A 15,812-nucleotide genomic window follows, 5' to 3' on the forward strand; every position below is an offset into this window, starting at 1 on the left:
AAGCATCGACGCTTCAGGCCGAACGATTCGACCACGGCACGAGCGCCGCGCCGGGGAACTTGCCGAACAACGATGAGAGCTGCAGCGCACCTTGCTCGACGACCATGCGTTCGCCGGTCAACAAGTTTTCCCATGCGCTGCCTTCGGGCGCATTCGGCAGACGAAGCACCGTGCCCTGCCAGACCTCGCCACCCGGCAATGCAGGTACGCCGCTGTCCGGCCCAGTCGTCGCAGTGAGCCCTGCGAATCGGCGCACCGCCGCGACGATGAGCACATCGTCGTCGAGCCGCCGCTCGAATGCCAATGCATGCTCGGACTTCGGGCCGTCGATGCCGAGCGCGGCATACCCGCCGTCGCGGAACAAAGCAGACTTGTCGCGACGCAATGCCAGGAGGCGCCGCACCACCCACAGCTTGGCCCGGCCATCGTGCGGTGCGCGTGCCAGCGAGCCCACTTCATCGGCCATGCCCCGCCCTTGCGGCAAGTCATCGAGCTGTTGCAGCCAGCGTTGCCGGCAGTCGTAGTCGACCGGTCGGCGGTTGTCCGGATCGACCAGGCTCAGGTCCATCAACTCGTTGCCCTGGTACAGATCGGGAACGCCCGGCGAGCCGTACTTGAGCAACATCAGCGTGATGCTGTTCCACGCGCCGAGCCAGGCCACGGTATCGCCAAAACCCTGCAAATCGCGCAGGAACACGTTGCCCTGCACGCCGGCCAGCAGTCCGCGTATGAAGCCTTCGAGCGCCGCTTCGTAGGCCTCGTCGGGCGCGGTCCATCGCGTGTGCGATTTCGACTCTCGCGCCGCCTTTAACAGGTATTGCACGATGCGCTCGACATACGGCGCGAGCGTTTCATCGTCGAGTCCACCAGGTGGCAGCGTGCCGAGCAGGGTTTGGTAGAGCAGGTATTCGTCGGCACGCGAAGGTGAATCGCTCGGCGCGCCTTTGGCTTCAAGCCGGTCGCGCACGCGCTGGTTCATCTCCGACCATCGCGTCAACGCGGCTTGCCACGCAGCCGGCATTTCCGAAAGAACGTCGATGCGGTTGCGCACGTCTTCGGAGCGCTTGTTGTCGTGCGTGGACGTCGCCAGCATGGTGTGCGGCCAGCGCAGCGCGCGGTCGGCACTGGCGCTGTGAAACTCGGTCACCGTCATGCCGAAGGTGCCCGGCTCGCCGCCCACTTCGTTCAGCGAACTCAGCGGAAAGTAACGGTAGAAGGCCGTGTCTTCGACCCCCTTGGCCGACACCGGCGCGCTGAACTGCTGGAAGCGCCGCGCGAAGTGGCGCACGCGCCCTTGCAAATCATCCGATGCCAGTGGCACGGCTTCGCCCAGCAGACTCTGGTGCACGAAGTCGAACACCGACAAGTCCGAATCCTGGCTCTGCCGCCGCGCCTCTTCCACCGCGCGCGCGATGAAGTGCTGGTCTTGCTCCGAAGCGCTGTGCACGAAGTACGTGCGGTACACCGGCAGGCACACCGCGACCTCGGCGAGTGCGCGGCGTAGCGCGTTGAGCGTGTAGTCGCGCGTGCTGCGATCGGCGCGCGCGAGGCGCACCAACTCTGTCGCGAGCACGTTGAGTTCGGACGCCAGCGCGGTGCGAATCACGTCGCGCTTGCCGACATGCGAGAGCGCCTCGAAGCACGCATCGACACCGCTGAAGTCGCGCCAGATGCGTTCGACCTCAGGCCCCGCCGCGGCATCGACCAGCACGCCGTTGGCGACGTTGGCAAAGCGGTAGCCCGTGGTCCCGTGCACATGCCAGCTCTCCGGCACCTCTTCGTTGGCCGCCGCGATCTTCTCTGCGACGACATAGAGCGGGCGCGCCGGTCGACCCTGCACATCGACATCGGGCAACGTCAGGCGCGCCCTCCGCGCATAGCCTTGCTGCAATTGCAGGAAGTAGCGGGCCGGGTCGTACAGACCATCGGGATGGTCGATACGCAGCCCGTCCACCACGCCGTCTGCGGCCAGGTCGAGAGCGAATGATTGCGTGTCCTCGAACACCTCGTCGCGCTCCATGCGCAACGCGGCCAGATCGTTGATGTCGAAGAAGCGACGGTAGTTGATCTCGTCCGCCGCAACGCGCCAGTAAGCCAGGCGATAGGCCTGCGCTTCGATCAACGCGTGCAACCGATCGCGAGTGTCATCGCTGTTCACCGTGTCGACCGACGCTGCGATGGCTTCGGTCAGCGCTGGCGACCTGGTGCACAGACGCGCCAGACGCGCCTTCAGCAGCTCCTTGTCGCGCGCACGCTCGGCGCGCGCCTGCGGCTCGGTTTCATTGCGACCCGGCAGATGGCCAAAGGCCGACGCGATGCTCGCGGCACCCGCTGCGACATCGGCGTCTTCGACGTGTCGCGATGCAGCCAGCAACACGTCGGTATAGCTCTCGGGCGCCAGCGGAAATCGATGCTCGAAATAGTTGAGCGCCAGGCTGCCCTCGGCAGCGTCGAAGCGCAGCGCGATCTCGCCGTTCTGCAGCACCTCGCCGTAGTGGCCGCCCAGCACAGGCAGCAGCACCTTGCCGGTGAGCTCGATGTTGAGCGGTTGCCAGTCGATGTCGAAGTGTTGCGCGAAGTGCGACGCCTGGCCGTTCTCGAGCACGTCGAGCCACCATGCGTTGTCGGCGCCCAGCACGCCCATGTGGTTGGGCACCATGTCGAGCAATTGCCCGAGACCGTGCTGCCGCAAGGCGCCGATGAATCGCGCGAAGCCTTCGGCACCGCCGATCTCCGGGTTGACTTCGTCGTGCGCCACCACGTCGTAGCCGTGCATGCTGCCGGCGCGTGCCCGCTGGATCGGCGAGCAGTACACATGGCTCACGCCGAGCTGCGCGAGATACGGAAGGATGCGGACCGCATCGTCGAAGCCGAAATCCTTGTGGAACTGGAGCCGGTAAGTGGCGCGCGGCACGCGTGTCTGCACGCCCGCGGCCATCGCGGAACCCGCCACTGCTGCACGCGGTCGCACCTGGGCCATCGCGTCGAACAGCTTGCGCGCATCGCCATCGGCACCGACGGCATCGAGATCGATCGGCAGCTTGCGACGCCAGTTCGGCTGCTGGTCGGTCGTGCCGGGCAGGTTGGCCTGCTCGACCGAACCCAGAGCGTCTTCGAGCTGGACCAGCATCAGCGCCGAGGGCGCCATCGCCAGGTACAGGTGCACGGCCTGCACCGCGAGCGAAGGCAAGGTCTGGCTGCCGGTCGCCTCGGCCACCTGCTCGCCCGTCAGCAGCCCGGCATGCTGCACCGCCAGCAGCAGGCGCACGCGCTCCTGCGCACGATCGAGCAATTGCTTTTCGAAGGTTTGCTCATCGGGGAACAAGCCGAGTTGCCAGCGCAGGCGCAGGTCGTGGCTCGACCACCAGCCGGCCAGCGTGGCCAGGTCGTGCGTGCTGACGGCGACCAGCGCATGACGCGGGTACTCGGCAGGCGCTTTGAAGTCGCCGTTGGGCCAGCGCTCGAAGTACAAGAGGCGATACGAATGCACTTCGGACCGGGACAGCGCTGCGCGCATCTCGTCGGCCACGGTGCCGAGGTCTTCGCCCACCACCATGCAATGGTTGCGTTGGCTCTCGAGCGCGACGATCGCCATCATCTCGTGCAGCGCGTAGTGCACATAAGCGCCATCGCGTGCGGTGCGTCCTTGGGGCACCCAAAACAGGCGCATCAGCCCCATCACGTGGTCGATACGCAAGGCGCCCGCACCGCGCATGTTGGCGCGCAAGGTCTCGATGAAGATGCGGTAGCCGCTGGCGCGCAGATGGTCTGGCCGCAAGGGCGGCAAGCCCCAGCTCTGGCCGTTCGGATTGAACTCGTCCGGCGGCGCGCCGACGCTGGCGCCAGCACCGAAAGCCGACGGCTCGCCCCACACATCGGAGCCACCGCGATCGACAGACACAGCAAGATCCAGGAAGAGGCCGATGCCGAGTCCGAGCGCCTTGCAACGCGAGTTCACCCGCACCAGTTGCTCGACGGCGACCCATTGCAGGTAGAGATGGAACAGCACGCGATCGGCATGCTCCGAGGCGAATGCGGCGACCTCGGGCGAAGCCGGGTCGCGGTAGGCATCGGGCCACACCGGCCAGCCCCAGATCGAGTCGTCGATCAGATGAAAGTGCGCTTGCAACGCCTCGAACAGCGCATGCCGACGCAAGGCCTCGCCTCGCTCTTCGACAAAGGCAAAGAAGGCTTCGCCACGCGTGCTGCGCGAATCGGTCGAAGCGCTCTTACCGTCGGCCGATACATGCTGCGCGCGAAAGTGCGCGAACAGGAGTTCGAGCACTTCGAACTTGGCGGCAGCCACGCCGGGATAGTCGACCAGAGATGTCGCTCGCAGGTCGGCGAGGCGTGACTGGAAACTGGCCGAGCGCAGCAGGCGCCGCGCCGGATCGCACGCGTTGAACTCATCGACCGCCTGTACGTCGATGTACAGCACATTGATCTGCTGCCGCGACGACGGGCTGTACGGGCTGGTATGCGCGGGGTTGTGCGAGAACAGCGCATGCAGCGGGCTCAGGCCGATGATGTCGGCGCCGCGCTCGGCCATGATGCCGACCAGTTGCGCCAGATCGCCGAAGTCACCGATGCCCCAGTTGTGCTGGGAGCGCAGCGAATAGAGCTGCACCGCTGGCCCCCAGATGCGGCCGTCGCCTTGCAGTGCGACCGGCCGATGACAGTGCTCGGGCGCGCTGATGACGAGTGTCGTGGCGTGAACATAGGGCCCGCTTGGCTTGCCAGTCGAAGTGCCTGCGACGGCTCCGCCATGCGGCGCGGTGGCGCCCTCGATGCTGAAACGGTGGTAGCCCGCGGGCAGACGCAGCGTCATCGTCAGCCGACGTTCGTACCAGCCGATGCCATCGAGCTCCGCATAGGCGGTATCGGGCAACGCGCGCGCATCGATCTCGCCGCCGTGCACTGCGCCGCCCTCTTCTTCGAGCCGCCAGCGCACGTGGTGCGCGGTCGCCGGCAGGCGCAGCGCGATGGACCATTCGGCGGCGCCCGCCTGCATGGCCAGCACCGGCGGAAGCGTCTCGGACCAGTCCCCACGTTGAGCTGCATCGAGTGCCGCTGTCGCATCGAGCGTGTCGTCGAGCACCACATCGAACTCCGCGAGCAAGCCCACGAGATGCTCTCGCGCGACGCGATGGTGATTGCCCCAGACGTCGTGATAGTCGGTCGAGATACCGAAGTGCGCGCAGAGGCGTTGCACGGCCTCGATATCACTGTGCGCGCGGGGACTAGACATTCGAAGGCTCCTCGAGGGTGACTAGAACGCCACCGCGCGCAAGGCGCAAGGTGGCGTCGCCGGTCGGCTCTGCGTCCGACCTGTAGATCATGTGGCCGCGCGGCATGACGATGCCGTCAGCGCTGTCGCGGCCGAAGTTGGCCAGCACATAAAGCGTGGTGGCCGCTGCAAGCCCGCCGTCGAGCTGCCAGACGACTCGAAGAATCCCGCCATCTCCATCGCACGAAAAGGTGCCGGCACCGCGCAGGCCCGTCAGATGCGGCACGACCGCACTCTGTCGCACGGCCAGCAAATCACCGATGAAGCGCAGCCACCGCGCATGCGGTTCGATCTCGCGCTCGTCCCATCGAAGCTTCGACGCGAGGAACGTCGACTCGGCGTTCGGATCGGGAATGCGCGCGCGGGCTTCATCGGTCGAGAAGGTCGCGAAGCGGCCGAACTCCTCGCGCCGACCGTTCGACACGGCTTCGGCCAGCTCAGGCCCGAAGTCGCAGAAGTATTGGAACGGCGTCGACGCTGCGTACTCCTCGCCCATGAAAAGCATCGGTGCATGCGGCGACAACAGCACGCAGGCATAAGCAGCGTGCAGCAAGACCTCGTCGCCGAGTGCATGAATGCGCTCGCCGAAAGCGCGGTTGCCGACTTGGTCGTGCGTCTGCAAGAACGACACGAAGGCGGCCGACGGCAAATGCATCGACGACTCGCCCCGCGTCTCGCCTTCGCGGTAAGGCGAAGGCTGGCCTTGGTAGACGAAGCCTTCCGCCAGCGCGCGGCCGAATTGTGCGACCGGCACATCGGCGTAGTCGCCGTAGTAGCCATCGGTTTCACCGGTGGTCAGCACGTGGGCCGCGTGGTGCAGATCGTCGTTCCACTGGGCCGTGCCGTCGCGCGGGCGGCCACCGTCGTCACGCTCTAGAAACGACGCTTCGTTGAGTTCGTTTTCGAGCACCACGTGAATATGCCGCGTGCGCCCCGGACCGACGCGCAAGGTCTCTGTCACTTCGCGAATGATGTGCTGTGGCGAGTCGTCGCGGATGGCGTGGATGGCGTCCATGCGCAGACCGTCGAAGTGATATTCCTCGACCCAGTAAAGCGCGTTGTGGACGAAGAAGTCGCGTACCGTGCGCGATGCTTCGCCGTCGTAGTTGATGGCGGCGCCCCATGGCGTCTGGTGTGCCGGATTGAAGAACTGCGGGCAGTACGCATGCAGGTAATTGCCTTCAGGCCCGAAGTGGTTGTAGACCACGTCGATGAGCACCATCAGGCCGAACCCGTGAGCTGCGTCGACGAACGCCTTGAGCTCGTCAGGTTTGCCGTAGGTCGCATCGGGTGCGTACTGCAGCACGCCGTCGTAGCCCCAGTTGCGCAGGCCGGGGAAGTCGGCGAGCGGCATCACCTCGATCGTCGTCACGCCCAGTTCGGCGAGTGCCGCAAGTCGCGCAGTGGCCGCCGTGAAAGTGCCTTCGGGCGTGAACGTGCCGATATGCAGTTCGTAGATCACCGCTTCCGACCAGGGGCGGCCGCGCCAAGCTTCGTCGCGCCATTCATAGGCCCCCGTGTCGATGACCTGGCTGGCGCCGTGCACATCGTTCGGGTTGTAGCGCGATGCCGGATCGGGCGCGCGCAATCCATCGGGCATGCGAAAGCGGTAGAGGTCGCCGGCACTCGCCTCGGGCACGGTGACACAGTGGAACCCATCGGTTTCCAGCAGCATCGGATGCTCGACCGGCGCCTCTGTATGACCGGCCTGCGGCTCACGCACCAGCACCACAGGTGTCATCGACGGCGCCCACAGGCGAAACGAAACTCCGCCCTCGGCCAACACCGTCGCGCCGAAAGGCATGGCGTGTCTGCGCTTCATGCTCTGGTCGTTTCAGTGCTTTTCATCGGAGCTTGTCGTCCACGGAGTCCTTGATGTTTTTCTTGTCACGCGGCCACCACTGCTCGATGCGTTCGGCCGCCCAGTCCTTGCCGCCGAGGCCAAAGGCCAGTGCCAGTGCAAAAACGATGCCGCCCAGAATCACCAGGAAACTCTGCCGCACGATGTCGCCGCCGACCCTGACCTGGTCAAGCGCGATAAGCACCACGAAAACCATGATGGCGTACTGCGCCAGCTTGGCGACGAAGGCCGCGTCCTGCAGCTTGATGTTGCGGCAATAGGCGAGCACCGTGTCGCCGACGAACTTGGCGAAGTACGAGCCGAAGGCCAGCACCAGCAGCGCGACGAACACGTTGGGCACGAACCAGACCACGCGCCCCAACAAGTCGGTGATGTAGGTCAGGCCGAGGCCGTTGAAGGCGATCAGCAGCGCCGCGAGGATGACGAGCCAGTACGCCAGGATGCCGAAGATGGCAGTGGTGTCGCTCGCCACGCCGCCCTGCCGCAAGAAGTTGTCGAGCCCCGCGCGCTCCGTGAGCACGTTGAAGTTGATGGCGCGCAACGCCTTGGTGACGACCAGCCGCACCACCTTGGCGATGAGCCAGCCACCGATGATCACCACGATGGCGATCAACAGTCGCGGGATGAAGGCACCGACCTGAAACAGTACGGCGCGCAAGGGTTCGAGTTGGATGCCGAAGCTTTCCATGATGTGTCTCCAGTGAAGGAACGAACGCGCCTCAGCGCGCGGCGTTCGAGTCGATCAGTGCCAGCACGCCTTGCAGCGGAACCTGAGCCCAGTCGATGCGATTGTTGAGTTCGTAGCGCAGCTCGTACAGCGCCTTTTCGATTTCGAACAGGCGCAGCAATTCGATATCGATCGATGCCGCGCCCTTGCCGGACAGGGTCGCCGTATACGATTGCAAAAAGGCATCGCGCGTTGCGGATTCCCAGGCCTTGGCGTCGGGCTCGAGCCGCTCCAGCTCTTCAGCGGTCTGCGCGATGCGGCGCAGTGCCGACCAGCGTGCGTAGTTGAACGACCGCAGCATGCCGGCCACGTCGCGCAGTGGCGAGCCCTTGGCGCGCCGCTCCTGGAAGGTGCGGGCCGGCTCGCCCTCGAAATCGATGATGACGAAGTCGTTGGCCGTGACCAGCACCTGCCCCAGGTGGTAGTCGCCGTGGTAGCGCGTCTTGATACCGCCGACCTGCGAGGCACCGTGCGCTGCAGCGAGCCGTGTGTGCAGGGCCGCACCGCTCGACAGGAATGCCTGCGCATACACCTGAACCGATGCCGGCAGCTGCCCGATGCGTTCGCGCAGCAAGGCCTGGGTGCCGTTCGATTCGGCGACGGCGCGGTCGCGATAGCCGGCCACGTCCGCCGCCGCCAGCGGCTCGGGATCGAAGGCTGCATCGCCGGTGCGCGTGGCCAATGCCAGGTGCAGCTCAGCCGTGCGCTTGCCCAGCATCGCAGCCAGTGCCAGGAAACCACCATGCGCCTTGACCGTCGATAGCTCCTCGCCGGCTGCAGCGCCCGCGGTACGCAACTCTTCCAGATAGCGTTCGAGATAGCCGAGCGTGTAGTCCCAGCCGTCGCCCTGGTTCTGCACATGCGACTGCACCAGCGCCAGCGTCATCACGCGGCCATCGGTGCCGAAATATTCAAGTGCGCCGAGCACGGGAACGCAGTTCGGGTAGTGCACGACATCGGTCAGGAAACGACCCATCTCAAGCTCGGGGTTCACACCCTCGCGCAGCCGGCGATAGCCCTTCAGGAACAGGGTGTCGTCCAGCGTGACGACGGTATTGCTGCTCATCGCACTCGGGCGCGACACCGGCATCTCGCGCACGTCGATGTTGGCAGCCTTGAAGGCGGCGGTAGCGCTGAACTTCATCTTGCCGCCGACGGTGGTCAGTTCCTTGCCGACCTCGATCGCCTGCACCAAAGCGCGACAGAAAGGCTCGTCGTAGAACGCATCGGCCATGACGCCGACATTGGCCTGTTGCCGGATCTTGGCGAGTGCGGCCGGCGTCAGGCGCATGACGCGTTCTTCTTCAGTGTCTTCCCATGCCAGCGCGAGCGGCATGAAATAAGTGTCGTCGTCCGGCGGTCCGTCGAGCTTCAGGATGGGCAGCATCCAGCTGGACCCCGGCATCTCCCAGACAGCGTAGTCGGCCAGCCTGGCGCGCGACACGGCGGTACCTTTGGTCGCATACCAGCGCTGGATTTCGATGTGACGCGGCAGCGTGTCGGTCTCGAACTGCACGCGCATGCGGTCGGCCATGCCCATGCGCCACGGCATCACGCGCTCCCGGAAAAAGCTGGTCCAGCCGTCGAACAGCACGAGCGTCGGCCGGTCTTGCAGCGCCACCTCTTCCTGGTGCCAGCTCGGCATCGCGGCATCGCTCGCCAGACGGAACCAGTAGAAGCCGAACGACGGCAGCGTGAGCATGTAAGGCAGCTCGCCGATGGGCGGGAACGAGGTGCGGCCGAGCATCTCGACCGGCACGCGCGTTTTATAGGCCGACAGATCGAGCTCGACCGGCTGCGCAGCGCGCGACAGGTTGAACACGTGCAACAGCGTTTCGTCTTCGTGGACGCTCAGGTACGCGAGGATCTTGCGGTTGCCCGGCTTCAAAAAAATGCGCTTGCCGCGGCCGAAGGCGAAGCTGGTCTTGCGCACCGCCAGCATGCGCTTGGTCCAGTTGAGCAGCGAGCTGCTATCGCGCGCCTGCGCCTCGACGTTGAGCGCTTCGTATCCGTACATCGCGTCCATGATCGGCTGCAGATACAGCCGCTGCGGGTCGGCACGCGAGAAACCGGCATTGCGGTCGGGGCTCCATTGCATCGGGGTGCGCACGCCGTTGCGGTCGCCGACGAACACGTTGTCGCCCATGCCGATTTCATCGCCGTAATAAATGATCGGCGAGCCCGGCATCGACAGCAACATGCCGTTCATGAGCTTGACGCGATCGATGTCGTTTTCCATCAGTGGCGCGAGGCGGCGCCGAATGCCCAGGTTGATGCGCGCGCGCATGTCGGCGGCGTACATCGTGTACATGTAGTCGCGCTCTTTGCTGGTCACCATTTCGAGCGTGAGCTCGTCGTGGTTGCGCAGAAAGATGGCCCACTGGCAGCCTTCCGGAATCTCCGGCGTCTGCTGCATGATTTCGACGATCGGATGCCGGTCTTCCTGCGCGATCGCCATGTACATGCGCGGCATCAACGGGAAGTGGTACGCCATGTGGCATTCGTCGCCGTCGCCGAAATATTCGCGCACGTCTTCGGGCCACATGTTCGCTTCGGCCAGCAAGAAGCGATTCTTGTATTCGGCGTCGATTGCCGCGCGCAGCTGCTTGATGACCGCGTGCGTCTCGGGCAGGTTTTCGTTGCTGGTGCCGTCACGCTCCACCAAGTAGGGAATGGCGTCGAGCCGGAACCCGTCGACCCCCATGTCGAGCCAGAAGCGCATGGTCTTCAGCACCGCCTCCATCACCGCCGGGTTGTCGAAGTTGAGGTCGGGCTGGTGGCTGAAGAAACGGTGCCAGAAGAACTGCTTGGCGACCGGGTCCCAGGTCCAGTTCGACTTCTCCGTGTCGGTGAAGATGATCCGGGTACCTTGATAGATCTGGTCGGTGTCGCTCCACACGTAGAAGTTGCGCTCGGGCGAGCCGGGCGGCGCATTGCGCGCGGCTTGAAACCAGGGGTGCTGGTCGGACGTGTGGTTGATGACCAGTTCGGTGATGACGCGCAGGCCGCGCTTGTGCGCCTCGGCCATCATTTCGCGGAAGTCGGCCAGCGTGCCGTACTGCGGATGCACATCGTCGTATCCGGCAATGTCGTAGCCGTCGTCCCGCAGCGGCGACGGATAGAACGGCATCAGCCAGATCGTGTTGACGCCCAGATCCTTGACGTAGTCGAGCTTGGCCGTCACGCCCTTGAAGTCGCCGACGCCGTCGTCGTTGGTATCGAAAAACGCCTTGACGTTGAGCTGGTAGATCACGGCATCGCGATACCACTGCGGATCGTCGCTGATGTCGATCTCCGGTGTCTCGAGGGCAAGGGCGGGCACGGGTGCGTTCATGGGCGTCGAGGCTTTTGGAGTCTAGAGAAAATAGTCGAAATCACGCTCGGTGCGACTGCGCCGACGGACCACGAAAATATGTGCGGGAACTGCGTGCGGGTCGAGCTGGACGAAGTGAAATTCACCCTGCCAGATGAAGCGCTGGTTGCTCAGCAGGTCGTGCATCTGGAACGACTCGCCGGGCTCCACGCCAATCGACGCCGCGTCCAGACCGATCCAGCCCGACTGCACGTTGTAACGGTCGAGGTTGACCACGGTCACGATCACATTGCTCCCGTCTTCGGACTCTTTGGCATAGGCGATGAGCTGATCGTTTTCGACCGGCAAGAAGCGCAGACTGCGGTCGGCTTGAAGGGCTGGGTTGTCATGCCGGATGCGGTTCACCCGCGCGATGAAGGGCGCGAGGCTCTGCGCATCGTCGTGGTTCCAGGTACGCAACTGGTACTTCTCGGAGTCGAGGTATTCCTCGCTTCCAGAATTGCGGGGCAAGTGGTCGCGCAGTTCGTAGGCCGGTCCGTAGATGCCGTAGTTGGCAGACAAGGTGGCCGCCAGCACCAGCCGCATCATGTAGAGCGACGCCTCGCCGCCCTGCAATTGCTCGTGCAGGATGTCGGGCGTGTTGGGCCACACGTTGGGGCGGAAATAATCGCTGCCCGGGCCCGTCGACAGTTCGATGAAGTACTCGGTCAGCTCCTGCTTGCTGTTGCGCCAGGTGAAGTAGGTGTATGACTGCGAGAAGCCCAGCTTGGCCAGTCGATGCATGACCTTGGGCCGCGTGAAAGCCTCGGCAAGGAACAGTACTTCAGGATGTTCCTTCTTGACCTCGCCGATGGCCCACTCCCAAAACGGAAACGCCTTGGTGTGCGGGTTGTCGACGCGAAAGATCTTCACGCCCTCGCCGATCCAGTGATCGAATACGCTCTTCAACTCGACCCACATCGCGCGCCAGTCGTCGCTCTCGAAGTTGAACGGGTAGATGTCCTGGTACTTCTTGGGTGGGTTCTCGGCGTACTGCACCGTGCCGTCCGGACGCCAGCGAAACCAGGCCGGATGCGACTTCACGTACGGATGGTCGGGGGCGCATTGAAAGGCGATGTCGAGCGCGATGTCCAGGCCGAGGCCTGCCGCCTTATGCACCAGTTGCCTGAATTCGTCCGGCGTGCCCAGTTCCGCCAGGATCGACTTGTGACCGCCTTCCGCGGCACCGATGGCCCACGGGCTGCCGACATCGTCTTTACCCGCGACGAGAGCGTTGTTCTTGCCCTTGCGTTGCGTGCGCCCGATCGGATGGATCGGCGGAAAGTACAAGACGTCGAAACCCATCTCGGCGATGGCTGGCAACCGCGCCTCGACATCCTTGAAGGTACCGTGGCGACCGGGCTCCGGCGAGGCAGAGCGCGGAAACAGCTCGTACCAGCTGCTGAAGCGGGCGCGTTTGCGATCCGCGAAGAGCGGCAGCTCGGTGGCGTAGCGCGTCTCGAAGCGACGGTCCGGATAGCGGCCGGCCAACTCGCCCAGCGTTTCGTCGAGCGCCAGGGCCTTGAGTGCGTTGGCGTCGTGGTCAGCGTCGAGCGCCGCGGTCTGCAGCGCCTTGGCCCAGCGCAAGAGCGTGTCGCGGTCCGCAACCTGCGCCCGCGCCGCTGCGGCGATGATGTCCATGGCGCCGACCTGCGACGCGATGCGGATGTCTTCGGGCTCGATGCGACGCGTCATCTCGTGATGCCACGATTCGAACGGGTCGACCCATGCCGCCACCGTGTAGACGAAGCGCCCTATCGACGGCGGCGCGAAGCTGGCCTCCCACACATCGTTCACCAGCGCCTTCATCGGTACCTCGTGCCAATCACGCGCACCATCACCGGCATCCGCGCTCCAGCGCAGCATCGCGCGCACCACGTCGTGCCCGTCGGTGAAGCAATGCGCGGTGATCTTCACCAGGTCGCCCGCAACGCACTTGATGGCGAAGCGGCCGGCATCGACGGCGGGCAACACAGCATCGATGACCGCACGGACGCGGCCCTCGCCGCCGCTGTCTGAAGGCAAGGAAAGATGGGCTGCGGGTGTCGACTGCGCCGCTTTGGCGGTCTCGGAAACTGCGGCGACCTCAGTGGGCGGTGCTGGCTTTTTTTGCATGGGGCACGTATTGGAAAATAAGGGTCGAAAGGGGTGGCAAGGTCAGGCAAACAGAATGCGGCCGGCCATGAGAGCGCACCGGCGACGACTCCACACCACCCAGGTTGCCCCATCCTGCGCCGCCGAATTCGCCGGCATCGCTGTTGATCACTTCGCGCCACTCCCCACCCAACGGCACGCCGAGCAGATAGTTGGTCCGGGGCAGTGGCGTCATGTTGCTCACCACCAGCACCGGAGCGGTGCCATCGTGCGCCTTGCGCAAGAAGGCGAACACGCTGGCATCCGCATCGTCGGCCGCGATCCACTCGAAACCGTTGGCGCTGAAGTCGAGTTGGTACAGCGCAGGCGTGCCACGGTACACCCGGTTGAGCTCGGCCACGAAATGTTGCAGGCCTGAGTGGCCCTCTAGCGACGTCGACCACCATTCGAGCTCACCGTCGTGCGTCCATTCGCGGCGCTGGCCGAATTCACCGCCCATGAAAAGCAGCTTCTTGCCAGGGTGTCCCCACATGAACCCGAACAGCGCGCGCAGATTGGCGAACTGCTGCCAAGGGTCGCCCGGCATCTTGTTGATGAGCGAGCCCTTGCCATAGACCACCTCGTCGTGCGAGAGCGGCAGCACGAAGTTTTCATTGAAGGCATACACCAGCGAAAACGTCATCTGGCCGTGGTGGTACTTGCGGTAGACCGGGTCTTCCTTCATGTAGGCCAGGTCGTCGTGCATCCAGCCCATGTTCCACTTCATGCCGAAGCCGAGGCCGTCCATGTCGGTGGGGCGCGAGACGTTGGGCCAGGCAGTCGACTCCTCCGCGATGGTCACCGTATCGGGGAATTCGCGGTACACCGCGCGGTTCAGGGTTTGCAAGAACTCGATGGCCTCGAGGTTCTCGCGACCACCAAACTTGTTGGGAATCCACTCCCCGTCTTTCCGCGCATAGTCGAGGTAGAGCATCGACGCGACCGCGTCCACGCGCAATCCATCAAGGTGGTACTTGTCGAGCCAAAACAGGCCGGACGACGTCAGAAAGCTGCGGACCTCGTTGCGCCCGTAGTTGAAGATGCTCGAACTCCACTCCGGGTGAAAGCCCTGGCGCGGATCCGCATGTTCGAACAGATGCGTGCCGTCGAAATACTGCAGCCCGTGCTCGTCGGTCGGAAAGTGCGAAGGCACCCAGTCGAGCAGCACACCGATGTTGTTCTGGTGCAGATGGTCGACCAGGTACATGAAGTCTTGCGGCGTACCGAAGCGCGAGGTCGGCGCGAAGTAGCCGGTGGTCTGGTAGCCCCATGAACCATAGAACGGGTGCTCGGTGACCGGCATCAATTCCACATGGGTGAAGCCCATCTTCAACATGTATTCAGCGAGCTGACGCGCGATTTCGCGGTAGCCGAGGAACTCGCCATCGTGGCGGCGCCATGAGCCCAGGTGCAACTCATACGTCGACATCGGCGCGTCAAGCGCATTGCGAGCGCCGCGCGATGTCATCCACGCGTCGTCGTTCCATTCGTAGTCCATCGACCAGATGCGTGATGCGGTAGCGGGCGCGTGCTCTGCATAGAACGCGACCGGATCGGCCTTGTCGACGACATAGCCGTTGACACGCGAGCGAATGCGGTACTTGTATGTCTGGCCCGGCTGCGCGTCTGCTACCGAGCCTTGCCAGATGCCGGTGCCGTCGTCGCGCAGTTGCAGCGGATCGGCATCGCCGGACCAGTAGTTCCAGTCGCCGATAAGCGAGACGGACTCAGCGTTGGGCGCCCAGACCGCGAACGACGCGCCGCCTTGAGGATTCACATGGCAGCCCAACAGATCGTAGAGCCGAGCATGGGTGCCCTCGCGAAAAAGATAGGCGTCCTGAGCCTGGCGAGACTGGGTACCAGAGGATTGGGAATCGACGGGTTGGGTATGGAGAGATCGGATTTCTGGAATCACGAGGGACACTTTCGCTGCGTTCAATCGATGATCGATGGCCGAGAATCGACGACAACGACCGCAAGTTCAAGGCCATTGTTGGGTCAAAGGCGAGCGCCGCGAAGGGCACCGGGCGCCTTCGCGTGTCAGAGAGAAGCGCGTATGCGGCGCGCGCTGTTTGTTCAGGCCCCGGCTGCAGCGCCGGCTGCTTGTGATGAAACCATCGACGCCTGCATTGCCGGGATTGCCGGGAGAGCGAAGTCGCCCGTCGTCAGCACCACTGCACGTGAGGGATCGGCGAAATACAGTTCGATCGCCTTGTCCCGGATCAGGCTGAAGTGACTGCGGCAAGTTGCGAGCAAGCTTTCGCTGCTGCCATCACGAGCACCGCAAACGTCCCGTAAAGTCTGTTCTGAAACCAGCCCGAGGATACGGGCGCCGTCGTCGCCGTCCGGATAGAACGCAAAGCGCACCGAGGCCGTGTCGAAGCAATAAATGCCTTCGAAGTCCATTTGTCGTCTCCTGTCTATTGTTCGATGACGCACGACTTTCGTGCAG

General features: G+C 64.2%; 7 protein-coding genes. All 7 read right to left on the reverse strand.

Annotated features, from left to right (window positions below; all coding sequences use genetic code 11):
• Positions 1–13: 13 nt before the first annotated feature.
• A complete protein-coding gene (locus QN413_RS00435) occupies positions 14–5,248 on the reverse strand; it encodes a malto-oligosyltrehalose synthase (RefSeq protein WP_323494718.1) in 5,235 nt (1,744 codons plus the stop codon).
• On the reverse strand, positions 5,241–7,109 hold the full coding sequence (gene treZ, locus QN413_RS00440; protein WP_323494719.1) for a malto-oligosyltrehalose trehalohydrolase: 1,869 nt from the start codon (positions 7,107–7,109) through the stop codon (positions 5,241–5,243). Before treZ ends, QN413_RS00435 begins: the two co-directional genes overlap by 8 nt.
• 22 nt (positions 7,110–7,131) lie before the next feature.
• Positions 7,132–7,836: a mechanosensitive ion channel family protein gene (locus tag QN413_RS00445; RefSeq protein ID WP_323494720.1), complete on the reverse strand. Its 705-nt coding sequence runs from the start codon at positions 7,834–7,836 to the stop codon at positions 7,132–7,134.
• A 31-nt stretch (positions 7,837–7,867) separates the two neighbouring features.
• Positions 7,868–11,209, reverse strand: coding sequence for a maltose alpha-D-glucosyltransferase (treS, locus tag QN413_RS00450; protein ID WP_323494721.1), 3,342 nt, complete (start codon positions 11,207–11,209; stop codon positions 7,868–7,870).
• Between the two features lie 21 nt (positions 11,210–11,230).
• On the reverse strand, positions 11,231–13,342 hold the full coding sequence (locus tag QN413_RS00455) for an alpha-1,4-glucan--maltose-1-phosphate maltosyltransferase (RefSeq protein WP_323494722.1): 2,112 nt from the start codon (positions 13,340–13,342) through the stop codon (positions 11,231–11,233).
• Complete coding sequence (gene glgB / locus QN413_RS00460) at positions 13,314–15,263, reverse strand: 1,4-alpha-glucan branching protein GlgB (RefSeq protein ID WP_323495007.1); 1,950 nt, start codon at positions 15,261–15,263, stop codon at positions 13,314–13,316. Before glgB ends, QN413_RS00455 begins: the two co-directional genes overlap by 29 nt.
• Positions 15,264–15,436: 173 nt before the next feature.
• Positions 15,437–15,766, reverse strand: a complete 330-nt coding sequence (locus QN413_RS00465) for a hypothetical protein (RefSeq protein WP_323494723.1) — start codon at positions 15,764–15,766, stop codon at positions 15,437–15,439.
• Positions 15,767–15,812: the final 46 nt, after the last annotated feature.

The sequence above is a fragment of the Variovorax sp. LG9.2 genome (assembly GCF_035018885.1).
GTDB lineage: Bacteria > Pseudomonadota > Gammaproteobacteria > Burkholderiales > Burkholderiaceae_C > Variovorax.

Excerpts from the sequence above, each read along its gene's own strand:
- QN413_RS00435 (WP_323494718.1), bottom strand. The coding sequence starts at position 5,248 with ATGTCTAGTCCCCGCGCGCACAGTGATATCGAGGCCGTGCAACGCCTC.
- treZ (WP_323494719.1), bottom strand. The coding sequence starts at position 7,109 with ATGAAGCGCAGACACGCCATGCCTTTCGGCGCGACGGTGTTGGCCGAG.
- QN413_RS00445 (WP_323494720.1), bottom strand. The coding sequence starts at position 7,836 with ATGGAAAGCTTCGGCATCCAACTCGAACCCTTGCGCGCCGTACTGTTT.
- treS (WP_323494721.1), bottom strand. The coding sequence starts at position 11,209 with ATGAACGCACCCGTGCCCGCCCTTGCCCTCGAGACACCGGAGATCGAC.
- QN413_RS00455 (WP_323494722.1), bottom strand. The coding sequence starts at position 13,342 with ATGCAAAAAAAGCCAGCACCGCCCACTGAGGTCGCCGCAGTTTCCGAG.
- QN413_RS00465 (WP_323494723.1), bottom strand. The coding sequence starts at position 15,766 with ATGGACTTCGAAGGCATTTATTGCTTCGACACGGCCTCGGTGCGCTTT.